General features: G+C 66.8%; 22 protein-coding genes and 2 tRNA genes. 10 read left to right on the top strand and 14 right to left on the bottom strand.

The window, feature by feature from the left end; all coding sequences use genetic code 11:
• Positions 1-153 precede the first annotated feature (153 nt).
• Positions 154-2,721, top strand: a complete 2,568-nt coding sequence (valS, locus tag ACSGC5_RS10725) for a valine--tRNA ligase (protein WP_434970607.1) — start codon at positions 154-156, stop codon at positions 2,719-2,721.
• A gap of 1 nt (position 2,722) precedes the next feature.
• The gene (locus tag ACSGC5_RS10720; protein WP_434970606.1) at positions 2,723-2,974 is read left to right on the top strand and encodes a hypothetical protein; all 252 of its coding nucleotides are present in this window, start codon (positions 2,723-2,725) and stop codon (positions 2,972-2,974) included.
• Positions 2,975-3,013: 39 nt separating this feature from the next.
• Here the strand turns inward: ACSGC5_RS10720 and ACSGC5_RS10715 are convergent, their stop codons facing one another.
• The 3 genes from ACSGC5_RS10715 to ACSGC5_RS10705 are packed head-to-tail and all read right to left on the bottom strand — an operon-like array spanning position 3,014 to position 5,150.
• Entirely contained in the window at positions 3,014-4,318 is a 1,305-nt protein-coding gene (locus ACSGC5_RS10715; RefSeq protein ID WP_434970605.1) for an MFS transporter, read from the bottom strand.
• Positions 4,315-4,539, bottom strand: coding sequence for a hypothetical protein (locus ACSGC5_RS10710; RefSeq protein ID WP_434970604.1), 225 nt, complete (start codon positions 4,537-4,539; stop codon positions 4,315-4,317). Before ACSGC5_RS10710 ends, ACSGC5_RS10715 begins: the two co-directional genes overlap by 4 nt.
• A complete protein-coding gene (locus tag ACSGC5_RS10705) occupies positions 4,536-5,150 on the bottom strand; it encodes an ArsR/SmtB family transcription factor (protein WP_434970603.1) in 615 nt (204 codons plus the stop codon). The genes ACSGC5_RS10710 and ACSGC5_RS10705 overlap by 4 nt, the downstream gene beginning before the upstream one ends.
• Before the next feature lie 526 nt (positions 5,151-5,676).
• Between ACSGC5_RS10705 and ACSGC5_RS10700 the strand changes: the two genes are divergently transcribed.
• Positions 5,677-7,317, top strand: coding sequence for a M3 family metallopeptidase (locus ACSGC5_RS10700; RefSeq protein ID WP_434970611.1), 1,641 nt, complete (start codon positions 5,677-5,679; stop codon positions 7,315-7,317).
• On the opposite strand, the gene ACSGC5_RS10695 is transcribed toward ACSGC5_RS10700, so the two are convergent.
• From ACSGC5_RS10695 to ACSGC5_RS10670, 6 genes are all read right to left on the bottom strand, one after another.
• Positions 7,314-7,898 (bottom strand): dihydrofolate reductase family protein, encoded by a 585-nt coding sequence (locus ACSGC5_RS10695; RefSeq protein ID WP_434970602.1) that lies wholly within the window; start codon positions 7,896-7,898, stop codon positions 7,314-7,316. The genes ACSGC5_RS10700 and ACSGC5_RS10695 overlap by 4 nt on opposite strands.
• A 70-nt stretch (positions 7,899-7,968) precedes the next feature.
• Complete coding sequence (gene clpX / locus ACSGC5_RS10690; RefSeq protein WP_434970601.1) at positions 7,969-9,237, bottom strand: ATP-dependent Clp protease ATP-binding subunit ClpX; 1,269 nt, start codon at positions 9,235-9,237, stop codon at positions 7,969-7,971.
• Positions 9,238-9,381: 144 nt separating this feature from the next.
• Complete coding sequence (locus ACSGC5_RS10685; protein WP_434970600.1) at positions 9,382-10,059, bottom strand: ATP-dependent Clp protease proteolytic subunit; 678 nt, start codon at positions 10,057-10,059, stop codon at positions 9,382-9,384.
• 34 nt (positions 10,060-10,093) lie between these two features.
• Entirely contained in the window at positions 10,094-10,699 is a 606-nt protein-coding gene (locus tag ACSGC5_RS10680) for an ATP-dependent Clp protease proteolytic subunit (RefSeq protein WP_434970599.1), read from the bottom strand.
• 158 nt (positions 10,700-10,857) lie between these two features.
• Positions 10,858-12,291, bottom strand: coding sequence for a trigger factor (tig, locus tag ACSGC5_RS10675; RefSeq protein WP_434970598.1), 1,434 nt, complete (start codon positions 12,289-12,291; stop codon positions 10,858-10,860).
• A gap of 69 nt (positions 12,292-12,360) precedes the next feature.
• A tRNA-Pro gene (locus ACSGC5_RS10670) sits at positions 12,361-12,434 on the bottom strand.
• A gap of 241 nt (positions 12,435-12,675) precedes the next feature.
• On the opposite strand from ACSGC5_RS10670, the gene ACSGC5_RS10665 reads away from it, so the two are divergent.
• A tRNA-Gly gene (locus tag ACSGC5_RS10665) sits at positions 12,676-12,749 on the top strand.
• A gap of 169 nt (positions 12,750-12,918) precedes the next feature.
• Here ACSGC5_RS10665 and ACSGC5_RS10660 read toward each other — a convergent pair.
• Genes ACSGC5_RS10660 through ACSGC5_RS10640 form a run of 5 tightly spaced genes read right to left on the bottom strand, consistent with a single transcriptional unit; the run spans position 12,919 to position 17,170 of the window.
• Positions 12,919-13,458 (bottom strand): gamma carbonic anhydrase family protein, encoded by a 540-nt coding sequence (locus tag ACSGC5_RS10660; protein WP_331791572.1) that lies wholly within the window; start codon positions 13,456-13,458, stop codon positions 12,919-12,921.
• A 33-nt stretch (positions 13,459-13,491) separates the two neighbouring features.
• Positions 13,492-14,985: an amidohydrolase gene (locus ACSGC5_RS10655; RefSeq protein ID WP_434970597.1), complete on the bottom strand. Its 1,494-nt coding sequence runs from the start codon at positions 14,983-14,985 to the stop codon at positions 13,492-13,494.
• Positions 14,982-15,611: an FMN-binding negative transcriptional regulator gene (locus ACSGC5_RS10650; RefSeq protein ID WP_331791570.1), complete on the bottom strand. Its 630-nt coding sequence runs from the start codon at positions 15,609-15,611 to the stop codon at positions 14,982-14,984. Before ACSGC5_RS10650 ends, ACSGC5_RS10655 begins: the two co-directional genes overlap by 4 nt.
• Before the next feature lie 30 nt (positions 15,612-15,641).
• Positions 15,642-16,640 (bottom strand): Fpg/Nei family DNA glycosylase, encoded by a 999-nt coding sequence (locus ACSGC5_RS10645; RefSeq protein WP_434970596.1) that lies wholly within the window; start codon positions 16,638-16,640, stop codon positions 15,642-15,644.
• Positions 16,640-17,170: a ribose-5-phosphate isomerase gene (locus ACSGC5_RS10640; protein ID WP_434970595.1), complete on the bottom strand. Its 531-nt coding sequence runs from the start codon at positions 17,168-17,170 to the stop codon at positions 16,640-16,642. Before ACSGC5_RS10640 ends, ACSGC5_RS10645 begins: the two co-directional genes overlap by 1 nt.
• 67 nt (positions 17,171-17,237) lie before the next feature.
• Here ACSGC5_RS10640 and ACSGC5_RS10635 point away from each other — a divergent pair, with 67 nt between their 5' ends.
• The 6 genes from ACSGC5_RS10635 (at position 17,238) to ACSGC5_RS10610 (ending at position 25,214) form a co-directional block, all read left to right on the top strand.
• Complete coding sequence (locus ACSGC5_RS10635; RefSeq protein WP_331791567.1) at positions 17,238-17,606, top strand: ArsR/SmtB family transcription factor; 369 nt, start codon at positions 17,238-17,240, stop codon at positions 17,604-17,606.
• On the top strand, positions 17,603-19,276 hold the full coding sequence (locus ACSGC5_RS10630) for a SulP family inorganic anion transporter (protein WP_434970594.1): 1,674 nt from the start codon (positions 17,603-17,605) through the stop codon (positions 19,274-19,276). The genes ACSGC5_RS10635 and ACSGC5_RS10630 overlap by 4 nt, the downstream gene beginning before the upstream one ends.
• Before the next feature lie 81 nt (positions 19,277-19,357).
• Positions 19,358-21,901: an aminopeptidase N gene (gene pepN, locus ACSGC5_RS10625; RefSeq protein ID WP_434970593.1), complete on the top strand. Its 2,544-nt coding sequence runs from the start codon at positions 19,358-19,360 to the stop codon at positions 21,899-21,901.
• A 68-nt stretch (positions 21,902-21,969) separates the two neighbouring features.
• Positions 21,970-23,058, top strand: coding sequence for a mechanosensitive ion channel family protein (locus ACSGC5_RS10620; protein ID WP_434970592.1), 1,089 nt, complete (start codon positions 21,970-21,972; stop codon positions 23,056-23,058).
• Entirely contained in the window at positions 23,055-23,522 is a 468-nt protein-coding gene (locus tag ACSGC5_RS10615; RefSeq protein ID WP_434970591.1) for a globin, read from the top strand. The genes ACSGC5_RS10620 and ACSGC5_RS10615 overlap by 4 nt, the downstream gene beginning before the upstream one ends.
• Positions 23,523-23,546: 24 nt before the next feature.
• Positions 23,547-25,214, top strand: coding sequence for an FAD-binding dehydrogenase (locus tag ACSGC5_RS10610; protein ID WP_434970590.1), 1,668 nt, complete (start codon positions 23,547-23,549; stop codon positions 25,212-25,214).
• Positions 25,215-25,219 lie beyond the last annotated feature (5 nt).

The following is a 25,219-nucleotide window of genomic DNA, read 5'->3' as shown; positions in this document are numbered from 1 at the left end:
AGCGGGACGTCACCTGCGCGAGCCCCACGCGAATCCGACGCGGCCCGCGCGCGGCGAGGGCCGAAGCGCACCCGGCGGCGGCCGGTAGAATCGAGGCTGATCCCACACTCAGGCACGCACACACGGTGCCGCACATATCGCACGAGGAGACCCATGGCCGCTATTCCCGACAAGCCCGCCCTCGAAGGTCTCGAGCAGAAGTGGGATGCCGCCTGGACGGATGCCGGGACCTACCTGTTCGACCGGGCCCGCGCCGCGCGGGTCGGCCGCGAGGGTGTCTACTCCGTCGATACTCCCCCGCCCACGGCATCCGGATCCCTCCACATCGGGCACGTGTTCAGCTACACCCACACCGACGTGAAGGTGCGCTTCGAACGGATGCGGGGCAAGACCGTCTTCTACCCGATGGGGTGGGATGACAACGGTCTGCCCACCGAGCGTCGCGTGCAGAACTACTACGGCGTTCGCTGCGACCCCTCGCTCCCCTATGAGCCGGACTTCACTCCGCCGTACGAAGGCGGCGACAACAAGAGCAGCAAAGCAGCCGACCAGGTCCCGATCAGCCGCCGCAACTTCATCGAGCTGTGCGAGAAGCTCACCGTCGAGGACGAGAAGCACTTCGAGGACCTGTGGCGGATGCTGGGGCTGTCGGTCGACTGGACCCAGACCTACCGCACGATCTCGGACGAGACGATGCGCACGAGCCAGCTCGCGTTCCTGCGCAACCTCGAGCGCGGTGAGGCGTACCAGGCCCTCGCACCGACGCTGTGGGACGTCGACTTCCGCTCGGCGATCGCGCAGGCCGAGCTCGAAGACCGCGAGCAGCCCGCCGCGTACCACCGACTCGCCTTCCACAAGAGCGACGGCAGCGGCGACATCCACATCGAGACGACCCGGCCCGAACTGCTGGCCGCGTGCGTCGCCCTCGTCGCCCACCCCGACGACGAGCGCTACCAGCCCGCGTTCGGCACCACGGTGCGCACGCCGCTGTTCGATGTCGAAGTGCCGGTACTCCCGCATCCGCTCGCCCAGCCCGACAAGGGCTCGGGCATCGCGATGATCTGTACCTTCGGCGATGTCACCGACATCATCTGGTGGCGCGAACTCGACCTTCCCAACCGCACCATCATCGGCATGGACGGCCGCATCGTCGCCGACGCGCCCGAGGTCATCACGACGGATGCCGCGCGCGCCGCGTATGCGGAACTGGCGGGCAAGACGGTCTTCAGCGCCAAGAAGCGGATCGTCGAGCTGCTCCAGGAGTCGGGCGAGCTCATCGGCGACCCGAAGCCGTTCACGCACCCGGTCAAGTTCTTCGAGAAGGGCGACCGCCCGCTCGAGATCGTCTCGACGCGTCAGTGGTACATCCGCAACGGCGCCCGCGACGAGGCCCTGCGCGAGAAGCTCATCGCCCTCGGCAAGGAACTGTCGTGGCACCCCGACTTCATGCGCGTGCGGTACGAGAACTGGGTCGGGGGCCTCACGGGCGACTGGCTCGTGTCGCGGCAGCGGTTCTTCGGCGTGCCGATCCCTGTCTGGTACGCCCTCGACGACAACGGCGACCGCGACTACGCGCGCGTTCTCGTTCCGACGCACGACCAACTCCCGGTCGACCCGACCACCGACGTGCCCCCCGGCTTCACGGAGGACCAGCGCGGCGTGCCCGGCGGCTTCGAGGGCGAGCGCGACATCTTCGACACGTGGGCGACCTCGTCCCTCACGCCGCAGCTTGCCGGCGGCTGGGAGCGCGACCCCGAGCTGTGGGATCTCGTCGCGCCCTTCGATCTGCGTCCCCAGGGTCAGGACATCATCCGCACGTGGCTCTTCTCGACGATGCTGCGCAGCGCGCTCGAAGACGACAGGGCCCCGTGGACGGATGCCGCCATCTCGGGCTTCATCGTCGACCCCGACCGCAAGAAGATGTCCAAGTCCAAAGGCAACGTGGTCACCCCCGCCGACATCCTGCAGCAGCACGGCTCGGATGCGGTCCGCTACTGGGCGGCGTCGAGCCGGCTCGGGACGGATGCCGCCTTCGATCCGCAGAACCCCACGCAGATCAAGATCGGCCGGCGCCTGGCGATCAAGATCCTCAACGCCGCCAAGTTCGTGCTCTCGTTCCCGGTTCCCGAGGGAGCGAGGATCACGCACGCGCTGGATGCCTCGATGCTCGCAACACTCGATGGCGTCGTCCGCGATGCGACGGCAGCCCTGGATGCCTATGACCACGCCCGAGCGCTCGAGGTGACCGAGTCGTTCTTCTGGACCTTCTGCGACGACTATCTGGAGCTGGTGAAGGAGCGCGCCTACGACCAGACCGACGTCGGCCAGGCATCCGCGGCCCTCGCCCTGCGCATCGCCCTCTCAACGCAGTTGCGTCTGCTCGCCCCCGTCGTCTCGTTCGCGACAGAGGAAGCGTGGTCGTGGTTCGAGGACGGCTCGATCCATGCTGCTGCGTGGCCGGAACCCCTCGGTATCGAGGGCGATCCCGCGGTGCTGACTGCTGTGGGCGGCGCACTGATCGGCATCCGTCGCGCGAAAACCGAGGCGAAGGCCTCGCAGAAGACGCCGGTCACGGCGATCACGATCGGCGCACCCGCCGCGACGGTCGAGCTCCTGAAGCTGGCGGAGGGCGACCTGAAGGCGGTCGGCCGGATCGAGAGCATCGACTACACGGATGCCGACACCACGGCTGTCCTGTCCATCGAACTCGGGGAGGTCTGACATGCAACTCGGAACCCGCTGGCCCCTCGGGACGGAGCCACCAGCGGCCGTCCCGGACGTTCTCCGTCCGCAGATCACCGCGGTAGAGGAGCTGCTCTCTGCTGGTCAGCTCGCGCAGCAGCCGACACCGCGCTGGACGCTCACGTGGCTCGAGGGTCGCCCCATCGCCGAGCTGGACACCGGGGTCATCGTCACGGTGAACGCAGACGGAGAAGCTGTCGTCCACCACGATCCGGACGACGAGTTCGCCTGACCGAGCTCCGCGCCGGTCGACACCGAGCCGACTGATCCGTCATGACCGGTCGAGTGCCTCCGTGCCGACACGGCTGGCCGCGAGAAGAAGCCGCGCGGCCGCGAGCGCCGCGACGATCGTCACCGCGGCGGCGATGATATAGGGCAGGCGCAGGTCGATGCGGGCTATCACACCGCCGAGCATCGTCGCGATCGGGAACAACCCCCACGTGAGACTCCTGATGATCCCCAGGACTCGGCCGAAGATGTCTCCCGGCACAATCATCTGCCGCAGCGCTCCCCAGGGGACATTCCACAGCGATACGGCGAAGGCCATTCCCGCGTAGGCCACGATCGCGCTCACCACCTCGGGCGCGACACCCACGAGCGCCAGGCACACCCCGGCTCCGAGATTCGCGCCGAGCATGACCGCACCGCGGCCGAAGCGACGCACGAGTTGTGGCGCGACGAGCGAGCCCAGGAGCGCTCCCGCCCCGATTCCCGCCGTGACGAAGCCGATCGCCGCAGGCGCCACCCCCTGCGTGTCGAGGAAGTAGAGAATCGTCGGAGCCTGCGCGAACGAGAACGCACCACCGAGGATGGAAGTGAACACCACGAGGGCCCTGAGGTAGCGGTGGCGCCACAGGTACAGGGCCGCATCCTTCGTCGAGACCCGCGGGGTGTCGGATGCCGGGAGCCGTTCGCCGAGCACCGCCACCTCGTCAGCCGCGAACGATCCGCGGCCGCCGGGGCCCCGGAGCGCGCGCGCTGCAGACAGCGGCAGCATGAGCGCCAGTGCGATCGGGATGAGGTATCCGGCCGACCCGACCCAGAGCGGCAGCACGAGCGATACCGCGAACAGCACTCCCGCGATCGGTTGCGCGATGAAACTGTCGATGGTGATCTGCGCGGCCTGAATGCGGCTATTCGCGCGGTCCAGCCCGGCCCTGGCGACAAGCGAGGGGATGACGGCATTGGTCGCGTTGTCGAAGAGGGTCTCCCCCACACCGAACACGACGGTCGCGGCAAGAAGGTGCCACAGCTGGAGATGGCCGGCTGCCGTGAGAGCGGCCAGAACGACCGCGACGCCGCCGCGCAGGATGTTGGCCGACGCCATCACTCGACGTCGATCGCAGCGGTCGACGATCATGCCCGCCGGGAGCCCGAAGAACAGCCAGGGAACAAACGACAGTGCCCCGACCGCGGCGATGGCAACCGGGTCCCGGGTCAACGTCGTCGCAATGAGCGGGACCGCGGTTCGCCCCACGCCGTCAGCGAGGTTACTGAACGCTGCCGCTGTCCAGAGCTTCCCGAAATCCCTGCCGAGCGGAGGGCGCTGCTTCACCTGGCTCGGCGCGACAGTCATCGCGGCAGGACGCCGACGTGAGCGCCGGCTGAGGCATCCGCCCGCCCCTCGGCGTGCTGGCGTTCAGCGGCGTGCCGGGTGGGACGGGTCAGCACCCGTCGACGCACCCGCGCCTCGATATCGCGTTCCAGGGCACGGAGCACGGTCAGTGCCACCCGCTCCAGCAGGCTCGGCTGGGGGTACTCGCACGGGCAGGATGCGAGGGTACTCACGGTCGTCATGATTGCCTCCGGTCCGTCAGAGGGAACACATCGGTGCGCACTGTGAACGGGCGAACCCCTTCTCCCTCCTGCTCGCGGTACCGCGCGACATACTCGTCGATCACGGCTTCGAGCTCGTGCACGAGCTGCTCGAACTGGGCGTCCGTCAAGCGCACCGTCGCGGTGCTGAGCATCGCGGTCCACTCCTCCGGATCCTTCCGCATGTTCGCTGCGATGAAGTCCTCAAGCTGTCGGTGGCGGCGGCGATAGAACTCACTGATCACGAGCTGGCTCGCTGCGCGTCCCGCGGGCGTCTTGACGGTCTCCGGGTTGGTCATCGACACCGCACCCTTGGGGCGTTCCCACCACCGTTCCCGGGCGGTCCCTCGACCGGGAACCTCGCGGATCAGATCGTGCTTGGCGAGCGCGCGGAGGTGATAGCTGGTCGCGCCCGATGACTCTCCCAGCTGCTCGGCGAGCGAACTCGCCGTCTGCGGACCGTATTGGCTCAGGATGTCGTAGATCTCGACCCGCAGTGGATGCGCCAGTGCACGCAAGGCACCGACGTCCAGCTCGCGGGCATCGCCGATCCGGGGAGGAGCATCCCGCGGCGCCTCATCCTGTGTGTCCATGTCACTACCGTACAAATGCAAACGTGTCTTTGCAAGTACTCGTTTGCAAATGTGTCTCTGCATGAAGGGCACGTCGCGGTAGGTTGTTCCGGTGACCGATCGTCTGCAGTCCAACCCCCTCCTGTCGGTGAGTACGCTCCCCTACCGGCTCCCCGACTACCGCGCCATCCGACCGGAGCACTACCTCCCGGCATTTGAGGAGGCCTTCGCCCGGCACCGACGCGAGATCGACGCGATCACGAGCCAGCCCGCACCACCGACGTTCGAGAACACGATGCTCCCGCTCGAGCGCAGCGGGGAGATGCTCCATGACGTCGCCTCGGCGTTCTACACCGTCTCCTCCGCTGACGCGACAGCACAGATCCAAGAGATCGAGGAGGCACTTGCCCCGCTGATGGCAGCGCACACCGATGCCGTACAGCTGGATGCCGCGCTGTACCGACGCATCAGGTCCCTGCACGAGCAGCTGGACGAGCTGCAGCTCGCGCCGGAGGACCGCTACCTCGTCGAACGCCACTACCGCGAGATGACTCATGCGGGAGCCGGCTTGGACGAGGAGCAGAAGGCTCGCCTCACCGACATCAACGGACGACTGTCGACCTTGACCACGACATTCGAGAAGAACCTGCTGAACGACACGAACGATCTCGCTGTCGTGTTCGACGACGTTGCCGATCTCGATGGGCTCACCGAGGGCGAGATCTCCGCCGCCGCACGCGCCGCTGCCGATCGCGGCCTGGAGGGCGCCTGGCTCATATCTCTGACCCTGTTCACCGGGCACCCCTGCCTGGGATCGCTGCGCAACCGCCGCTCACGCGAGCGCATCATGGTCGCGTCCCGCGCTCGAGGTGCCCGCGACAACGACAACGACAACCGGCCCGTGCTGCGGGAAATCGTGCGGCTGCGGGCCGAGCGCGCTGAGCTCCTGGGCTTCGCCTCGCACGCCGCGTACGTCACTTCAGACGAAACAGCAGGGAGCCCGCAGTCCGTTCGTGACCTGCTCTTCCGGCTCGCAGCTCCCGCGGCCCGCAACGCTCGCTCGGAGCAGGCTGCCCTCCAGGCGATGGCGGATGCCGAACCAGAACCGTTCACGATCGACGCACACGACTGGGCCTTCTTCACGGAGAAGGTCCGCGCCGCCGAGTACGACATTGACACAGCCGCCCTCCGCCCCTGGTTCGAGGCCGAACGGGTGCTGCGCGACGGAGTCTTCCGAGCCGCGACGGAGCTGTACGGCATCACGTTCGCGGAGCGCACCGATCTTCCCGGTTACCACCCCGACGTCCGTGTCTTCGAGGTCTTCAACGCCGATGGCTCGGCGCTGGGGCTCTACCTGCTCGACCTCTACACGCGCGACACGAAGCGGGGTGGCGCATGGATGAACTCCATCGTGTCTCAGTCACGCCTACGAGGTACAGCACCCGTGGTGGTCAACAACCTCAACGTCGTGCAACCCGAACCTGGCACCCCGACGCTGCTCACGCTCGACGAGGTCACGACGCTCTTCCATGAGTTCGGCCATGCCCTCCACGGCCTCTTCGCGACAGTGACCTACCCTCATTTCGCGGGCACCAATGTCTTCCGAGATTTCGTCGAGTTCCCGAGCCAGGTCAACGAGATGTGGATCTTCTGGCCCGGTATCCTCACCGCCTATGCCCGCCACATCGATACGGACGAACCGCTCGACGCGGACATCGTCGAAAGACTCACCGCCGCCGAATCCTTCAACCAGGGGTTCGCCACCAGCGAGTATCTCGCCGCTGCCTGGCTCGACCAGGCGTGGCACTCATTGACCTCCGCCCAGGCAGCGCAGGATATCGACGTCGCCGGGTTCGAGGCATCCGCTCTGCAAGAGATCGGACTGGACAACCCCGTGGTGCCCACGCGGTACTCGTCGACCTACTTCGCCCACATCTTCTCGGGCGGCTACAGCGCGGGCTACTACTCCTACATCTGGAGCGAGGTCCTGGACGCTGACACTGTGGAGTGGTTCCGGGACAACGGTGGACTGATGCGCGCGAACGGCGACCGGTTCCGCGCGCGCCTGCTTGGGGTCGGCGGTGCGAAGGATCCCCTCGAGGCGTACCGGGACTTCCGCGGCCGGGATGCCGAGATCGCTCCACTCCTCCGGCGCCGGGGGCTCGAGGATCACCCCACGGCCGACTAGGTGTCCGCGTGCTCCGTCGCCGTCGTGGTCGCATCGACCTCGAATCGCAGCCGGGCGAACTGACCGACCTGTCGCGCTTCGACGAGGTGCAGCCGATCCGACTCGACGCGACGCGGAAACAACGGAGCTCCGTCGGTGAGCGCGACCGGTGCGATCGAGATCGCAATCTCATCGAGCGCGCCCGCGTCGAAGAACTGCGCGGCAAGCTCCCCTCCACCGACGATCCAGACATCCGACGCTCCCGCGGCCTCGCGGAGGTCGCTCAGCACGTCGCGGACGGGCCCAGAAACGAACGTCACGTCAGCGCCCTCAGGCACCGGGAGCTCACGAGTGGTGAAGACGAAGGTGCGGCGCGAGCCGAACAGCTCCTGCCAGCGCTCGGGGTGCTGAATGAGATCGGACTCCCCGAGTATCCATTCGTACGTCGACGAGCCTTCGACGATGAGCGCATCTCCGGGCGGAAGAAGCTCCGGATCGGGCTCCGTACCGCCGGGTACGTCGAAGAGCCACTGCAGCGAATGGTTTGAGTCAGCAATCCAGCCCGTGAAGCTGGTGGCCGTGTCGTAGATGAATCGTGTCACACCGGGAGGCTAGTGGTCGCCTCAGACATCGGCTGTTGGCGATGAGAACCGAGTGTGTCTGCGTGCGGCCTCAGGCTGACTTGCGGGCCTGACGCAGCACGAGCGTCGGTGCCGCGCCGTCCTCGACCGCGGCACGTGTCACGATCACCTTGTCGACGTTCTCCGCCGAGGGGATCTCGAACATGATCGGCCCGAGCACATCCTCCAGGATCGCGCGCAAGCCGCGCGCGCCCGTCTTGCGGGCCACCGCGAGATCGGCGATCGCGACAAGTGCCTCGTCATCGAACTCCAAGCCGACCCCGTCGATCTCGAACATGCGCTGGTACTGCTTCACCAGGGCATTCTTGGGTGCCGTGAGGATCTCGATCAGGGCCTCACGGTCCAGTGGCGAGACGGAGGCGACAACGGGCAGGCGCCCGATGAACTCGGGAATCAGTCCGAACTTGTGCAGGTCCTCGGGCTGCACCTCACTGAACAAGCTGAGGTCGTCCCCCTTGGTGTGCAGGGGTGCGCCGAACCCGACGCCGTGCTTGCCGACGCGCGAGGAGATGATGTCTTCGAGGCCCGCGAACGCGCCGGCGACGATGAACAGCACGTTGGTGGTGTCGATCTGGATGAACTCCTGGTGCGGGTGCTTGCGTCCCCCCTGGGGCGGCACGGACGCAACAGTTCCTTCGAGGATCTTCAAGAGCGCCTGCTGCACACCCTCGCCCGAGACGTCCCGGGTGATCGAGGGGTTCTCAGCCTTCCGGGCGATCTTGTCGACTTCATCGATGTAGATGATGCCGGTCTCCGCGCGCTTCGTATCGAAGTCGGCCGCCTGCAACAGCTTGAGCAGGATGTTCTCGACATCCTCGCCCACGTATCCGGCTTCGGTAAGAGCTGTCGCATCGGCGACGGCGAAGGGCACGTTCAACCGCTTCGCCAGCGTCTGCGCCAGGTAGGTCTTGCCGCATCCGGTCGGACCGAGCAGAAGGATGTTGCTCTTGGCGATCTCGATGTCCTCAGCACGCTGCTCGGCGGGCTGGAGGGTCGAGTGGGCGCGCACGCGCTTGTAGTGGTTGTACACCGCGACCGACAGTGCCCGCTTGGCCGGCTCCTGGCCGACGACATACTCCTCGAGGAAGGCGAAGATCTCGCGTGGCTTGGGCAGATCGAAATCGGCGACGACCCCGTCGCCGGACTCGGCCATCCGTTCTTCGATGATCTCGTTGCACAACTCGACGCATTCGTCGCAGATGTAGACGCCGGGCCCGGCGATGAGCTGCTGCACCTGCTTCTGGCTCTTCCCGCAGAAAGAGCACTTGAACAGATCAGCGCTCTCACCGATGCGTGCCATCAGGGGTCCTCCTCGTTCCGGGCGGCTGTGGTCCGAGCCTAACCGAGCCCGACGACATCCGGGGGGATTGGTCGCCGCTTGTGCCGACAGGAAGGGCCCCCGCATCCGTCGTACGCAACGGATGCCGGGGCCCGGTGGCTGAGCCTACTTCGCGGGCGTCGCGGGCAGACGCTTGCGCGTGGAGAGCACCTGGTCGACCAGACCGTAGGTGACCGCTTCCTCCGCCGAGAGGATCTTGTCTCGGTCGATGTCGCGATTGACCTCGTCGGCGCTGCGGTGCGAGTGCTTCGCGAGCGTCTCCTCGAGCCAGGTACGCATCCGCAGGATCTCCGCTGCCTGGATCTCGATATCGGAGGCCTGACCGTGCCCGGCCTCTCCCATCGCCGGCTGGTGGATCAAGATGCGCGCGTTCGGAAGGGCGAGGCGCTTGCCCGGGGCCCCGGCCGCAAGGAGCACGGCAGCCGCGGATGCGGCCTGACCGAGCACGACGGTCTGGATCTGCGGCGACACGTACTGCATCGTGTCGTAGATCGCCGTCATGGCGGTGAAGGAGCCACCCGGCGAGTTGATGTACATGATGATGTCGCGGTCGGGGTCCTGCGACTCCAGCACGAGCAGCTGAGCCATGACGTCATCGGCCGAAGCGTCGTCCACCTGCACGCCCAGGAAGATGACCCGGTCCTCGAAGAGCTTGTTGTACGGGTCCTGACGCTTGTAGCCGTAGGCCGTGCGCTCCTCGAACTGCGGGAGGATGTAGCGGCTGCCGGGCATCTGCAGGCCAGCGGGCGAGGCCTGCGGGACGCGGAGGTTGGGGGTGTTCATCGGGGTTCTCTCTCTTCTGCCGTCGCTACGTCGGTCACTTCGCCGCGGGCGAGTCGGGGTCCGTGCCGCCGCCGCCGGCCACGTCGGCAGCGTGCTCACGGATGTGGTCGACGAAGCCGTACTCGAGGGCCTCCTCGGCCGTGAACCAGCGGTCGCGGTCGCCATCCTCGTTGATCTGCTCGACGGTCTTGCCCGTCTGCGCAGCCGTGATCTCGGCCAGACGGTTCTTCATCGAGATGATCAGCTGCGCCTGGGTCTGGATGTCGGAGGCGGTGCCGCCGAAGCCGCCGTGCGGCTGGTGCAGCAGGACCCGCGCGTTGGGGGTGATGTACCGCTTGCCCTTGGTGCCGCTGGTCAGCAGCAGCTGCCCCATGGATGCGGCCATCCCGATGCCGACCGTGACGATGTCGTTCGGAACGAACTGCATCGTGTCGTAGATCGCCATGCCCGCGGTGATCGATCCACCGGGCGAGTTGATGTAGAGGTAGATGTCCTTCTGCGAGTCTTCGGCAGCAAGAAGCAGGATCTTCGCGCAGATCTCGTTCGCGTTCTCGTCGCGCACCTCCGAGCCCAGCCAGATGATGCGGTCCCTCAGCAGCCTGTCGAAGACGCTCGTCGCGACAAGTGGTTCAGCGGCCATGTGTGTGCTCCCGTGTTCGTTGCGTGAGTTCGAATCTACCGGCGGGCCTCGGGCGACCCGCTCGTGTTCGCCGTGGGCAGATCGGCCGTGTCGGCCGGCTCCAAGACGATGGGGCGGATGCTGCATCTGCAGCATCCGCCCCATCGTTGTTGTCTTGCTTACTCCGCGTCGGCCTTCGCAGCGCTCTTGCGCGGTGCACGCTTCTTCGGCGCCGGCTTCTCCTCGGCCTCGATGATCTCGTCAGCGTCGGCCGCGGCATCCGCGATGTCCTGCGCTTCTTCGACGACGTCCTCCTCGGCATCGGTCTCGTCTTCGCCGAGCACGAGATGGGCGGAGAGGTCGACGGCGGTGCCGTTCGTGTCGACGATCTTGACCTCGCGCAGTGCGTGCACGAGCGCCTTGCTGCGCGCGACCTCGCCGACCATCGCGGGAAGCTGGTTGCCCTGCTGGATGGCGTTGACGAAGTCCTGCGGTGACATGCCGTACTGAGCGGCCGACTGGATCAGATACTGGGTCAGCTCGTCCTGCGAGACCTTGACGTCGTAGGTCTCGGTGAGCTTGTCGAGGATCATCTGGGTGCGGAACTGCTTCTCGGATGCCTCGGTGACTTCAGCGCGGTGCTCGTCGTCCTCCAGACGACCCTCGCCCTCAAGGTGCGCGTGCACCTCGTCTTCGATGAGACCGGCGGGAACCGGGATCTCCACCTGCTCGAGGAGGAGCTCGACCAGCTTGTCGCGCGCCGCCGACGTCTGCTGGAGACCGGACTGCTGTGCAGCGCTGGAGCGGAGGCTCTCGCGCAGTTCCGCGATGGTGTCGAACTCGCTCGCGATCTGAGCGAAGTCGTCGTCAGCCTCGGGCAGCTCGCGCTCCTTCACGCTCGTGACGGTCACGGCGACCTCGGCTTCCTCGCCGGCGTGGTCACCGCCGACCAGCTTCGACCGGAACGTCGTCTCTTCGCCCGCGGTGAGCGAGTCGATGGCTTCGTCGATACCCTCGAGCAGCTCACCAGAGCCGACCTCGTAGGAGACGCCTTCGGCGCGGTCGATCTCCGTGCCGTCAATGGTCGCGACGAGGTTGAGTTCGACGAAGTCGCCCGATGTTGCGGGACGGTCCACGGTGATCAGCGTGCCGAAGCGGGCACGGAGCTTGTCGAGTTCAGCATCCACCGCAGCGTCGTCGACGTCGACGGCGTCGATCTCGACCGTGAGAGCGTCGAGCGCAGGAAGCGTGACCTCGGGCCGAACGTCGACTTCGATCTCGACCTTCAGGTCGCCCGAGAAGTCCTTCTCGCTCGGCCATTCGGTGATGTCGGCGCTGGGACGTCCGATGACGCGCAGCTCTTGCGCTTCGACTGCCTCGCGATAGAAGCGGTCCAGGCCGTCATTCACGGCGTGCTCGAGCACAGCTCCGCGGCCGATGCGCTGATCGATGATGGGCGCGGGTACCTTGCCCTTGCGGAACCCCGGGATCTGCACGTCCTTCGCGATGTGCTCGTACGCGTGCGCGATGCTGGGCTTGAGTTCGTCGGGGGTGACCGAAAGCAGCAGCTTGACGCGGGTCGGGCTGAGCTTCTCGACAGTGCTGGTGACCATGCCTGTGTTGTTCTCCTCGTGCTGCACCGCACGAATGTGCGGCGAAGGTCTGGGTGTGTGGCCGAAACGTCGGGGCGACAGGATTTGAACCTGCGACTTCCCGCTCCCAAAGCGGGCGCTCTACCAAGCTGAGCTACGCCCCGGGCGGGATCTCACGCGCTGTGCGACAGACGGCCCACAGAAGTCTAGCTGACGCGCGCGCCAGCGTTGCGGCTGCCGTCGATCTCGCGCACGTAGGAACTCTTCGCACGGTAGGACGATTGGCCCGGCATCCGTCCTACCGCGGCGATTTCTCCTACCTCCGCGAGGCGCCGGTGGGCCGCGGGTGCGAGCACGGGCTGCGGCTCCCTATAGACTGTCGGATGCTGCGGCTCCGGCCGCTGCGGGGGCGTAGCTCAATGGTAGAGTCCCAGTCTTCCAAACTGGTTGTGCGGGTTCGATTCCCGTCGCCCCCTCCATCGCTCTCGCGTACGGCCGCAGGCCGTGCGGGAGAGCGATCGTGCGTTTTGCGGGAAGCGAACCCGCAGGGTGGGCCCACGCCGCCGGAGGCTCCGCGCGCCGCGCAGCCGCGTGTGGAGTGGCGGTGGGGACGATTCCCGTCGCCAGCGCCACCAATCCTCCCGAGCCCTACTCCCCCACGTCCCGGGCCTCGCGGTGCGTGACGATGTGCTCGCGATAGACCTCGGCGTTGCGCAGGATGCCGAGCTTCTCCTCATCCGTCAGCTCTCGTCGTACCTTCGCGGGGACTCCTGCGACCATCGACCCGGGCGGCACGATCGTCCCACCCAGCACGAGTGCTCCCCCGGCCACGAGCGACCCGGCACCGATGACGGCGCCCGAGAGAATCACGGATCCCATGCCGATCAGGCATCCATCCTCAACCGTGCACCCGTGAACTACCGCGTTGTGGCCGACCGAGACGTTCTCACCGATGACCACGGGGCTGCCGGCATCCACGTGAACCGAGACGTTGTCTTGCAGGTTTGATCCGGCGCCGACCGTGATCGACGCGCTGTCGCCTCGGAGAACAGCGTTGTACCAGACGCTGGACTCAGGCCCGAGCCGCACATCGCCAATCACCCGCGCGCCTGCCGCAAGGAAGGCGGAGTCATCGATCACGGGTGTCGAGCCTCCAACGGAAAGAACGGATGCAGCGTCGGAGTTCATGCCTCGACAGTAGGGCAGCGGAGCGTCACCGGGCTAGGCCAGATGGGTCACGCGACCCCCGAGCAGCGTCGCGCGCACATCCATCGCACGTAGCTCGGTCTCGGATGCCACCAGCGGGTCTTCCCCGCACAGCACGAGGTCTGCAACGGCTCCCGGTTCGATGCGACTGGGAGCGGTGGATCCGCCGTGTGTCGAGGCGGCCAGCGCGACACCTGCGTCAACGGCCTGCTCGACCTGCCACGGTGACCGCCCGTCGCGGGTGCGATAGATCGCCGACGCCATCGCCGCCCACGGATCGAGCTGCGCCACCGGCGCATCAGAACCGAACAGCAGATTCGCTCCCGCATCTACCAGCGCGCGGAAGGGGTAGGGCCTGGCGATCTGGGCAGACCAGATCGTGTCAGAGAGGTCGCGATCATCGAGGGCATGCTCCGGTTGGACACTCGCCCCGACACCGAGGCGAGCAAAGCGCGGGATGTCGACGGCTGAAACCAGCTGCGCGTGCTCGATCGTTCCGGCCGCGCCCGTCACCGCAAAGGCGTCAAGGGCATGGGTGTTCGCCAGGTCACCGATGGCGTGAATCGCGCATGAAATGCCGTGGGCCGCGGCATCCGTCATGAGTGCGACCAGTTCAGCGGGCGGGATCGTCAGAACGCCGTGATTGTGGGGGTCATCCGGATACGGATGCGAGCACGCGGCGGTCCGCGTTCCCAGCGACCCGTCAGTGATGACCTTCAGCGGCCCGACCGTGATCAGCTCGCTCAGCCGGTCGCCGCTCTGCCATCCCGTCTCGATGAGTCGGCTCAGATGCGACGGGTAGGTACCGAACTCGACGCGCAGCGTGTCGAAGCCCGCAGCGACGCGGCGTGACCAGGCATCCGCATTCCAGGCCATGTCGAGGTCGACGATCCCGACGACCCCACGGGATGCGGCGTGTCGTGCGAGGTCGGCAACTGCCTCGTCGGCATCATCGGGGCTCGCAGCCGCCAGCCGACGAGTGATCTCAAACGCCGGCTCCTCCCGGAGCATCCCCGATGCGTCAGGAGGCGTGATCTCCTCGCGCGCGAAGGCAGCGGAGTTCAGCCACACGCTGTGCAGGTCCGCGTTGATCAGATACGCGGGGACGGCGCCGGTAGCCGCATCCAGCATCTCGAGCGTCGGTTCGTCGGGCCAGAAGGCATCCCGAAAGCCGGCACCCACACGGATGCCGCGACCGAGGAGCGGGGCGCCCGCCATGATGTGAGCGGCATGAAGCGCTGATTCGGCAGCACCGAGCGGCTCACGCTGTCGGGTGAAAGCGGCGGACACCGTGTGCACGTGGTGATCCCACAGCCCCGGGATGAGCCAGGCACCATCTCCCTGCAGCACCTCGCCGACCGGACGAACAGCGCCGGCGGGGGCAAGATCACTGATGCGGCCACCCTCGATGAAGACGTCATACGCGCCGTCGACGGGCAAGAGCTCGCTTCCCGGTCCTGTGATCTGCACGCCGACAATGGTCGACACCGTTGCGTCGACGGCACTCATGCGCGAGCGTCGTTCGCGCGGCGCATCTCCGCGGCGAGCAGCGGATTGTGATGCGGGCCGTCGTTCTCGAGCTCACGGATGACGTGATCGACGAGCTCGACGGGACGATTCTGACTGAGCTTGCGCTTGGCCGTCACCGATGTCGGTGTGAGGCGAAAGCCGACGGTGCCGCGCTCTAGTCGCTCGACGAAATCCGCGTCGTTCGGACGCTCCCACAGCATCCGAGGCTCGGGCATCGGGCTCTCGAAACGCGCAACCAAACGATCCAAGACGCGCAGGTTCTCCTCCGTCGACAGAAGCTCCGGCACGCCCCGCAGGTGGACTGTCACGAAGTTCCAGGTCGGGACGCTCGGCCGGTCACCGTACCAGCTGGGCGAGATGTAGCCGTGCGGACCCTGGAACACGATGAGGAGCTCGCGTTCTCCGAGCCCCAGGATCAGGTCATCGGGCTTGCCGACATGACCGACGACGGTGAGGTCGTCCCTGGTGTCATCCAAGAGGACCGCGTAGTGGGAGGCAACGAGACCGTCATCCGTCGAACCGACGAGTGTCGCCCACGGGTTGTGTTCGACGACCCGCCGCAACTCGCCGACGTCGGTCATGGCGAAGCTCGGGTTCTGACGCATGCGTTCAGCCTATGACGGGAGGATTCAGCGTCACGCCTGACACCGGGGGCACCAGTACAGCTTCCGTGACGCTGCCTCTTCGACAACGATTGCGGTCCCACAGACTCGGCACGGCAGCCCGGCACGGTGGTAGACCCAGTGACGGTCGTCGCGGTGTGCCATGGCGCGACGGTAGGCGTCGGCATCCAGGTCGTCCATCGTCATCATCTGGCCGGTCTCGACGCCGATGGCAAGCAGTCGCGTCCAGTCTCGCCACAGCGATCTGACCGTCTCCTCGGGCACATCACGCCCTGGGGTATGCGGGTTCAACCGCGCCCGGAACAGAAGCTCAGCCCGATAGACATTGCCGATTCCGCTGACGACCGACTGGTCCATCAGCAGCAGTCCGATCGGTGTGGGGGCACGCCGCACGCGGGCGGTGAACCGCTCCTCACCCTCAGCGAGGTCGTCGACGAGCGGATCCGGCCCGAGCTTTGCGATCGAGGCGGCGACCTCATCCGGCGTCTGGAGCTCGCATGCTGTCGGTCCCCGCAGATCAGCGCACGTCTCGTCGGTGAGCAACCGCAGCCGCACCTGACCGACCACGGGCGGCGGCCACGTGCCCTCCTCATCGGGCAGACCCGTCGTCTGCTCCGACATCCGCACGTGGACGCGGGCGCGCCGGGGTGCCCCGATCGAGGTGAGGGAGTTCTCGCCCGCGGCATCCATGATCGGCTCGTCGAGAACCGTGCCGCGCTGGTTCGTCTGTCCCATCCGCCCGTTCGCAGAGGCGATCGTTGGGTCGGCGTCGATCACGCCCGCAAAGTCCCACGCGCCGTACATGCCCAGGTGCACGCGCAGCCAGATGTCGCCATCGAAACGGAGGAACATCTGCTTGCCGACAGCACGGGCCTCGAGCATCTCTCGTCCAGCGAGCGCAGCTGCGCCCTCGGCGAAGCGGCCCTGCGGACTGGATGCGTCAACCGTGCGACCGACGAAGTTCCGCGCGAACTGCCGGGCGATCCGGTGAACGGAATGACCCTCGGGCATCAACCAGCTTCTGGGTCGAACGAGTCCGTTACCGCGGTGTTCGCGACATCCCGCGGGTCAGGCAGCAGGGAACCGTCGGCCTCGTATGCCGCGATCTGGCCGATGCGGCGCACGTGACGTTCTTCGTTCGAGAACGGCGTCTCGATGAACCGGTCGATGAAGGTCACGACCTCGTCGAAAGAGTGCTGCCGGGCTCCGATGGCGATGACGTTCGCGTCGTTGTGCTGTCGCGCGAGCTCCGCAGTCGCGATGCTCCAGACGAGGGCTGCACGGATCCCGCGAACCTTGTTCGCAGCGATCTGCTCACCGTTTCCCGAACCGCCGAACACGATCCCGAGGGCCTCGACTCCCGCGCTCTGATCGGCGACGACACCGAGGGCGGCACGGATGCAGAACGACGGGTAGTCATCGACGGCGTCGTACTCGATCGGGCCGTGGTCGATGACCTCGTGACCCTCCTCAGCCAGATGGTGCTGAAGTTGCGTGGAGAACTCCATGCCGGCGTGGTCGGTGGCGATATGGATGCGCATGGCTCCCATCCTAGGGAAGCGCGGGTGAACGGCGCGGACCGATCTACGCCGATATGATGTTTTCATCATGCCATTGAATGATGCTCAAAGACCGCTCTATGAAGTCAAGGCCAACCTGTTCAAGGGGCTCGCGCATCCGTTCCGTATCCGCATCCTTGAACTGCTGTCTTCGAGTCCCGAAGTGAGCGTGGCCGATCTGCAGGGTGAGACGGCGCTGGAGGCGTCGCATCTGTCGCAGCACCTGGCAGTGCTGCGCCGCCATCGCCTCGTGCAGTCGGAGCGTCGAGGCAGCCACGTGTTCTACCGACTTGCTGATCCCCGCGTCGCCGACCTGCTCGCTGTCGCGCGGGCGCTGCTCCTGAGCCTGCTGGAAGCCGACAGCGCTCAATTGGCGCACGTCGACACACTGCCCACGTTCGGCACGGCAGCGCCATGAGTCGGGCACGCCGCTCGGCGCGGTCGCTCGCACAATCGGCGCGAGCACTCTTGCCGAGCATCCAGGACTACCGCCGGCTGCCCCGCACATGGCGGGGAGATCTCGTTGCCGGCGTCACGGTCGGAATCGTCGCGCTCCCACTCGCTCTCGGTTTCGGAGTGAGCTCCGGCCTCTCCGCTGAGGCGGGCCTGGTCACGGCGATCGTCGCGGGCATCCTGGCCGCCGTCTTCGGCGGATCGAACGTGCAGGTCTCGGGGCCGACCGGAGCGATGGTCGTCGTCCTGGTTCCCATCGTCGCAACCCATGGTGCCGGTGCCGTGGTCGCCGTCACGGCGATCGCGGGCGTCATCGTCGTCGCTGCCGGCGCTCTGCGGCTCGGTCGCGCCGTCTCGTTCATCCCCTGGCCCGTCATCGAAGGCTTCACCCTGGGGATCGCAGTCATCATCTTCCTCCAGCAGGTGCCGCTGCTCACCTCACCGCACACTGTTCATGCCGGCGACCACTCCTCGAACGCGATCATCGCCGCGGTCCAATCGGTCGCGGAGGCGGACTGGTCCTACGTCCCGTGGTCGCTGGGGGCTGCCGCCATCGTGTCCCTCGTCATGCTCATCGCGCCCCGGATCCACCGCGCTCTTCCCGGCTCCCTGATCGGCATCACCGTCGTGACGGCGCTTGCCCTGATCATCGCTACGCCACTGGCGACGATCGGCGCCCTTCCGTCGAGCCTGCCCTCGCCGTCTTTCCCTTCGCTCGACCCGAGTGTCATCGGTCAACTGCTGCTGCCCGCCCTGACGGTGGCAGCACTTGCGGCCATCGAGTCACTGCTCTCGGCTCGTGTTGCAGCGTCCCTCGCCGACACCGGACCCTATGACCCCGACCGCGAACTCGTCGGCCAGGGCATCGCCTCACTCGGCTCAGCACTTTTTGGCGGGATGCCTGCCACCGGCGCCATCGCACGCACCGCCGTCAACGTGCGCTCGGGCGGACGCACCCGTGTCGCCGCGATCACGCACGCTCTCGTCCTCCTGCTCGTTGTCCTCGTGATCTCTCGGCCCGTCGGCGCCATCCCCCTCGCCGCTCTCGCAGGCGTGCTGATGATGACGGCCGTGCGAATGGTGCATGCCTCGACCGTGCGAGCGATCATCACCTCGACACGCGCCGATGCGATCGCCTTCGTCATCACCGCGCTTGTGACGGTGTCGTTTGACCTCATCGTGGCGGTCATCATCGGCGTTCTGTTCGCGGGAGTCATCGCGGTGCGCAGCCTCTCGCGCCAGACCGGCGTGCGTCGCGAAGCAATCAGCGGCGAAGCGGTCGACGGAGACGAACGGATCGCGATCATCGCCATTGACGGCCCGCTCTTCTTCGCCTCCGCCGACCGCGTTTTCGAGCAGGTCGCCTCACTCACCGATGTCTCGGTCGTCGTGCTCCGGATGTCTCAGCTCGAGCTGGTGGATGCCACGGGTGCACGCATGCTGGCCGACATCATCCAGTCGCTCGAAAGACGCGGCATCACGGTGTTGATCAAAGGTGTGCAGCCGCTTCACGACGGTCTGTTCCGGCGGGTCGGGGTCCTGGATTCCCTGCGCCACCACAATCACCTCTTCACCGACCTTCCCGCAGCGATTACCCACGCCCGCAGTCACATCGCGCGAGAGCTCGCGGCGTAGGCTTGGGGGTTATCGCGCCCACAATGCGCGAGGCCGTGTCGCGGCATCCCTGACCCCTCACACACTTGGGAGCATCCGAAAGTGCCTGGAGAAAACCTCACCCGCATCGAAGCGCAGGAACGTCGCGGCGTCCTTGACACGCAGTCCTATGAGGTCGAGCTTGATCTGACCACCGGCCCGGAGGTGTTCCGCTCCACCGCAACGGTGCGTTTCACCGCAACCGAGGGCGCCTCCACGTTCATCGACCTGATCGCGCGGGCCGTCCACTCGATCACGCTCAACGGGCGCAGCATTCCGACATCCGCGTTCGCGGACTCCCGGATCGCACTGGACCAGCTCGCACTCGAGAACGAGCTCGTCGTCGTCGCCGACTGCGAGTACACGAACACCGGCGAGGGCCTGCACCGGTTCGTCGACCCGGTGGACGGCGAGGTCTACCTCTATACGCAGTTCGAAGTGCCCGACTCCCGGCGAGTCTTCGCCGTCTTCGAGCAACCCGACCTGAAAGCGACGTTCCAGTTCACGGTTACCGCTCCCGCGTCATGGAAGGTCATCTCCAACTCCCCCACCCCCGCGCCTGTGCCCAGCGGCGAAGGCATCGCGACGTGGGAATTCGAGCCGACCCCGCGCATCTCGTCCTACATCACTGCGCTGATTGCCGGCCCCTACGAGTCGACGTACTCCGAACTCACGAGCACGTCCGGCCGGGTCATCCCGCTCGGCATCTTCGCGCGAAAGAGCCTGTGGCAGTACCTGGATGCCGACTACATCTTCGAGAAGACCCGTCAGGGCTTCGCCTACTTCGAGGAGAAGTTCGACTATCCGTACCCGTTCGCCAAGTACGACCAGCTGTTCGTCCCGGAGTTCAACGCGGGAGCGATGGAGAACGCCGGCGCGGTCACGTTCACCGAGGTCTACGTCTTCCGGAGCAAGGTGACGGATGCCGTCAAGGAGCGCCGGGTCGTCACCATCCTGCACGAGCTCGCGCACATGTGGTTCGGCGACCTCGTCACGATGAAGTGGTGGAACGACCTGTGGCTGAACGAGTCGTTCGCCGAGTGGGCGTCCACGATCGCCACGGCCGAGGCCACGGAGTGGACCGAGGCCTGGACCACCTTCAACGCGATGGAAAAGACCTGGGCCTACCGTCAGGATCAGCTCCCCTCGACCCATCCTGTCGTCGCCGAGATCAACGACCTCGAGGACGTCCAGGTCAACTTCGACGGCATCACCTACGCGAAGGGCGGATCGGTTCTCAAGCAACTGGCGGCCTGGGTCGGCATCGACGAGTTCTTCGCGGGCGTCGGCGCCTACTTCCGCAAGCATGAGTACGGCAACACCGAGCTGCGCGACCTGCTCACAGAACTCGAGACCACGAGCGGACGAGAGCTGACGGCATGGTCCAAGAAGTGGCTGGAGACCGCTGGCGTCAACACCCTCTCTCCGGCGATCGTGGAGGCCGCCGACGGGACGATCTCGGCCTTCAAGATCGTTCAGACGGCGCCGGCCGACTATCCGACGATCCGCCCCCACCGTCTGGGCGTCGGCTTCTACGCGCTCGATGGCGGTGCGCTCGTGCGCACCCACTTCACCGAGCTGGATGTCGACGGAGACCTCACTGACGTGCCCGAGCTGGTCGGTCTCCCGCGCCCCGACCTCGTGCTGCTGAACGACCACGACCTCGCCTACGCGAAGATTCGCCTCGACGAGCGATCGCTGCAGACCGCGATCGACCACTTGTCGAAGATCTCCGACCCCCTCGCACGTTCACTCGTCTGGGGAGCGGCATGGGATCAGACCCGCGATGCCGAGGCGTCGGCATCGGCCTACATCGACCTCGTCCTGCGCAACATCGGGTCGGAGACCGAATCGACGACCGTGCGTACGACGCTGGCCCAGCTCCAGCTCGCCGCGAACTCCTACGTGGCGCCCCACAAACGAGACGCCTCACGCCAGAAGGTTGCTGACGGACTGTGGGCGCTCGCGCAGGCAGCCGAGTCGGGAAGCGACAGTCAGCTGCAGTTCGTGACGGCGTTCGCAAGCGCCGCCGCGAGCCCCGAGCACTGGGAGACGATCCGTTCGCTCCGCACTGGCGAAACGGCTCTGGACGGCCTGGCAGTCGACACCGACCTGTCGTGGCAGTTGTTGGTCTCGCTCGCGGCGGGGGGCGTCGTGACCGAAGGTGTCATCGATGAGGCGCTCGCGGCCGACAACACCGCCAAGGGCGCCGAGTTCGCGGCGCAGGCGAAGGCGGCGCTGCCGACGGCGGAAGCCAAGAGCGCGGCCTGGTCGTCCCTCGTCGATTCCGATCGTCTGTCGAACACCCTCGTGCGCTCGGCAGGTCTCGGATTCACCCATCCCGCGGGCGTCGCCCTGCTCGATGAGTTCGTCGACCAGTACTTCGCGATGCTGCTCCCGGTCTGGGAGTCGCGCACCTACAAGATCGCCGAGTATCTCGTGCTCGGCCTGTACCCCGCGCCACTGGCAAGTGCCGCTCTCCGCGACGCGACCCGCGCATGGCTGAACGAGCACACAGATGCCCCTCCCGCATTGCGCCGCCTCGTGGCCGAGAACCTCGCCGGTGTCGAGCGCGCCCTGGCCGTGCAGGAGCGCGACGATCACTGAGTGCGCTCCACAACCCGCGCCCTCAGTGATCGCGTATCGCTGAGGGCGCGGGTTCTAGGATTCCACTGATGCACTCGTTCGACACCGCTCCGACACCCGCGACCGTGTGGGACAGCTTCCTGTCCATCCTCGGCTCGATCAGCGGCACGTTGCTTCAGCTCCTCGGAGTGCTCGTCGGCGCGGTTCTGGTCGTGTGGCTGCTGCGCGTGATCATCCGACGCGTGGTCCGACGGGTCGTGGAGGGCGCGAAGTCCCGAGCGAGGGTCGACGACACGCAGGCACTGGACCGGTCGCCCCTGGCATCGGTCCGACTCGTGCAGCGAACGCGAACGCTCGGCTCGATACTGCAGAACATCGTCAACGTGACGGTCGTCATCGTCGCGATCTTGCTCATCATCCTGATCCTGGCAGGGCCCCAGGTCATGAGCTCTTTCACCCTGCTGAGCGCCGCGATCGGCGCAGGGCTCGGCTTCGGCGCGCAGAACATCGTCAAGGACGTCCTGAACGGGATCTTCATCGTCGCCGAGGATCAGATCGGGATCGGCGACGTGGCCGACCTCGGCCTTGCGACCGGGGTCGTCGAGTACGTCAGCGTGCGCATCACTCAGGTGCGCGATGTCAACGGGACGCTCTGGTTCGTCCGCAACGGCGAGATCACCAGAATCGGCAACATGTCGCAGGGTTGGTCCCGCGCCATCATCGACCTCGCGGTGCCGGCCAACGCCGACGTGGAGGAGGTCGAGCAGGCGATGCTGGACGCCGCCCGCGCGCTCGCGCAGGAGCCGAAGTGGCGCAGCCGCATCATCGAGGACCCCGAGGTCTGGGGTCTGGAATCCGTCTCCGGCGACGCTCTCGTCATCCGGATCGTCATGAAGACCCGCGCCGGCGCAAAGGATGATGTCGCGCGCGAATTGCGGATGCGCCTCAAGCGTGCGATTGACGGGCTCGGGCTGACCCTTCCGCAGATGAACTCGATCATGCTGTCGGGACTGGAGAACGCGGGCCGTGTCCGCGGCGCGAACCCCCCTCGCACCAAACCCACGCCGATCACCCAGCCGGGGGCGCCGGACCGGCCGGTCTGGCGTGCGAAGCGCACGAACAAGAAGGTCGATGCGCAGCCCGAGACAACCGAAGCCGGCGAGGAGACAGAGTCGTGAGCACACCCGCACAGCCCGGTACACCCGAACAGCAGTCGTTCTTCGATGCGGTGGGCGGCCACGAGACCTTCGTGCGGATCGTCGACGGCTTCTACCGCGGCGTGGCAGAGGATCCGGTGCTGCGCCCGATGTATCCCGAGGAGGACCTGGGGCCGGCGAAGGAGCGGCTGCTGATGTTCCTCGAGCAGTACTGGGGAGGACCGACCACCTACAGTGAGCAGCGCGGACACCCGAGGCTCCGGATGCGGCACGCACCGTTCCTCGTCAACCCCGACGCGCGGGATCGGTGGCTCGCTCACATGCGTGCCGCGCTGGACGAGGTCGAGTTGTCTCCCCTCCACGAAGAAGCGCTGTGGGACTACCTGAGTCGCGCCGCCCATGCGATGGTGAACTCGTTCGCGCCCACGGAGATCGGGCCGAACGCGGGACACCGCACAGACATCCCCCTGACGTCCGAGAACTGACGCAGGTGACGACGAAGGAGTCGCATGACCGCAGCATCCGTTCACCGCACCGACGTCCTGGTGATCGGCTGGGGGCTGGCAGGCCTGGTCGCCGCTGCTGAAGCGACGGCCGCCGGTAAACGCGTCACGATCATCGACCAGGAGCCGCGCACCAACCTCGGCGGCCAAGCATGGTGGTCCTTCGGTGGGCTGTTCTTCGTCGACTCCCCCGAGCAACGACGCATGGGCATCCGCGACAGTCTCGAACTGGCACGCCAGGACTGGTTCGGCACGGCCGGCTTCGACCGCGACGAGGACGCGTGGCCGCGGCGGTGGGCAGAGGCGTACCTTCACTTCGCGGCAGGAGAGAAGCGCAGCTGGCTCCGCGAGCGCGGGGTCGGCTTCTTCCCCGTCGTGGGCTGGGCCGAGCGGGGCGGGTACACCGCCGGCGGTCCCGGCAACTCCGTGCCGCGATTCCACATCACCTGGGGTACGGGACCGGGCCTTGTCGCTCCGTTCCAGGCGGCGATCGAGCAGGCCGAGCGTGCGGGGATGCTCACCGTCCTCCCGCGCCACCGGGTCAGCGCGCTGACGGTCACGGATGGTGCGATCACCGGCGCCGAGGGCGACGTGCTCGCCCCTTCCAGCGCCGCCCGAGGACTGGCGACCTCGAGGGAGGTCGTCGGGACGTTCTCGATCGAGGCCGGGGCGACCGTGGTCGCCTCCGGCGGGATCGGGGGAAACCATGACCTCGTCCGCAGATGGTGGCCCGAGAGGCTCGGCACCGCGCCGACCGACATGGTGTGCGGTGTTCCCGCCTACGTCGACGGATCCATGCTCGAGGTCACGCAGGCCGTGGGAGCGAACCTCATCAATCGCGACCGCATGTGGCACTACGTCGAAGGCATCCAGAACTGGGACCCCATCTGGCCGATGCACGGCATCCGGATTCTTCCTGGGCCCTCCTCGCTCTGGCTCGATGCCACCGGGGCACGCCTGCCCGTGCCCCTGTTCCCGGGCTTCGACACGCTCGGCACCCTCGCTCACCTGCGCGCGACAGGCCACGATCATTCGTGGTTCGTGCTCTCTCAGCGCATCGTCGAGAAGGAGTTCACCCTGTCGGGCAGCGAACAGAACCCGGATCTCACCGGGAAGGATGTGCGCCTGCTCCTGCGCTCCCGGCTGGGGAAGGGCGCTGCCGGCCCCGTGCAGGCATTCCTCGACCATGGTGCGGATTTCGTCATCCGGGATGACCTCGACAGTCTCATCGATGGCATGCGTGCCATGCCGGGCGGTGACGCGCTCGATGCCGACCGCGTGCGATTCGAGGTCCAGGCGCGCGATCGTGAGATGGACAACGAGTTCACGAAGGACGCGCAGGTGGCGATGCTGCGCTCCGCGCGGGCATACCGCGGCGACCGCTTGGTGCGCACGGCGGCCCCACACCGCATCACCGATCCCGACGCCGGTCCGCTCATTGCGGTCAAGCTGCACGTCCTCACCCGCAAGTCACTCGGCGGCATCGAGACCGATCTGGAGGGACGAGTCCTCCAGCCCGGCGGCACTCCCCTCCCCGGGCTGTTCGCCGCCGGCGAGGCCAGCGGGTTCGGTGGCGGAGGCGTCCACGGATACCGCGCGCTCGAGGGCACGTTCGTCGGTGGATGCCTCTTCTCAGGCCGCGCAGCCGGTCGCGGCGCCGCGACGCACACCTGATCGCT

Origin of the sequence: Microbacterium sp. bgisy207, from assembly GCF_965345035.1 — a bacterium.
GTDB lineage: Bacteria > Actinomycetota > Actinomycetes > Actinomycetales > Microbacteriaceae > Microbacterium.
Note: the sequence above shows the minus strand (reverse complement) of the source record. Positions and strands in the feature narration are given on the sequence as shown.

Excerpts from the sequence above, each read along its gene's own strand:
- valS (WP_434970607.1), top strand. The coding sequence starts at position 154 with ATGGCCGCTATTCCCGACAAGCCCGCCCTCGAAGGTCTCGAGCAGAAG.
- ACSGC5_RS10720 (WP_434970606.1), top strand. The coding sequence starts at position 2,723 with ATGCAACTCGGAACCCGCTGGCCCCTCGGGACGGAGCCACCAGCGGCC.
- ACSGC5_RS10715 (WP_434970605.1), bottom strand. The coding sequence starts at position 4,318 with ATGACTGTCGCGCCGAGCCAGGTGAAGCAGCGCCCTCCGCTCGGCAGG.
- ACSGC5_RS10710 (WP_434970604.1), bottom strand. The coding sequence starts at position 4,539 with ATGACGACCGTGAGTACCCTCGCATCCTGCCCGTGCGAGTACCCCCAG.
- ACSGC5_RS10705 (WP_434970603.1), bottom strand. The coding sequence starts at position 5,150 with ATGGACACACAGGATGAGGCGCCGCGGGATGCTCCTCCCCGGATCGGC.
- ACSGC5_RS10700 (WP_434970611.1), top strand. The coding sequence starts at position 5,677 with ATGACTCATGCGGGAGCCGGCTTGGACGAGGAGCAGAAGGCTCGCCTC.
- clpX (WP_434970601.1), bottom strand. The coding sequence starts at position 9,237 with ATGGCACGCATCGGTGAGAGCGCTGATCTGTTCAAGTGCTCTTTCTGC.
- ACSGC5_RS10685 (WP_434970600.1), bottom strand. The coding sequence starts at position 10,059 with ATGAACACCCCCAACCTCCGCGTCCCGCAGGCCTCGCCCGCTGGCCTG.
- ACSGC5_RS10680 (WP_434970599.1), bottom strand. The coding sequence starts at position 10,699 with ATGGCCGCTGAACCACTTGTCGCGACGAGCGTCTTCGACAGGCTGCTG.
- tig (WP_434970598.1), bottom strand. The coding sequence starts at position 12,291 with ATGGTCACCAGCACTGTCGAGAAGCTCAGCCCGACCCGCGTCAAGCTG.
- ACSGC5_RS10660 (WP_331791572.1), bottom strand. The coding sequence starts at position 13,458 with ATGAACTCCGACGCTGCATCCGTTCTTTCCGTTGGAGGCTCGACACCC.
- ACSGC5_RS10655 (WP_434970597.1), bottom strand. The coding sequence starts at position 14,985 with ATGAGTGCCGTCGACGCAACGGTGTCGACCATTGTCGGCGTGCAGATC.
- ACSGC5_RS10650 (WP_331791570.1), bottom strand. The coding sequence starts at position 15,611 with ATGCGTCAGAACCCGAGCTTCGCCATGACCGACGTCGGCGAGTTGCGG.
- ACSGC5_RS10645 (WP_434970596.1), bottom strand. The coding sequence starts at position 16,640 with ATGCCCGAGGGTCATTCCGTTCACCGGATCGCCCGGCAGTTCGCGCGG.
- ACSGC5_RS10640 (WP_434970595.1), bottom strand. The coding sequence starts at position 17,170 with ATGCGCATCCATATCGCCACCGACCACGCCGGCATGGAGTTCTCCACG.
- ACSGC5_RS10635 (WP_331791567.1), top strand. The coding sequence starts at position 17,238 with ATGCCATTGAATGATGCTCAAAGACCGCTCTATGAAGTCAAGGCCAAC.
- ACSGC5_RS10630 (WP_434970594.1), top strand. The coding sequence starts at position 17,603 with ATGAGTCGGGCACGCCGCTCGGCGCGGTCGCTCGCACAATCGGCGCGA.
- ACSGC5_RS10620 (WP_434970592.1), top strand. The coding sequence starts at position 21,970 with ATGCACTCGTTCGACACCGCTCCGACACCCGCGACCGTGTGGGACAGC.
- ACSGC5_RS10610 (WP_434970590.1), top strand. The coding sequence starts at position 23,547 with ATGACCGCAGCATCCGTTCACCGCACCGACGTCCTGGTGATCGGCTGG.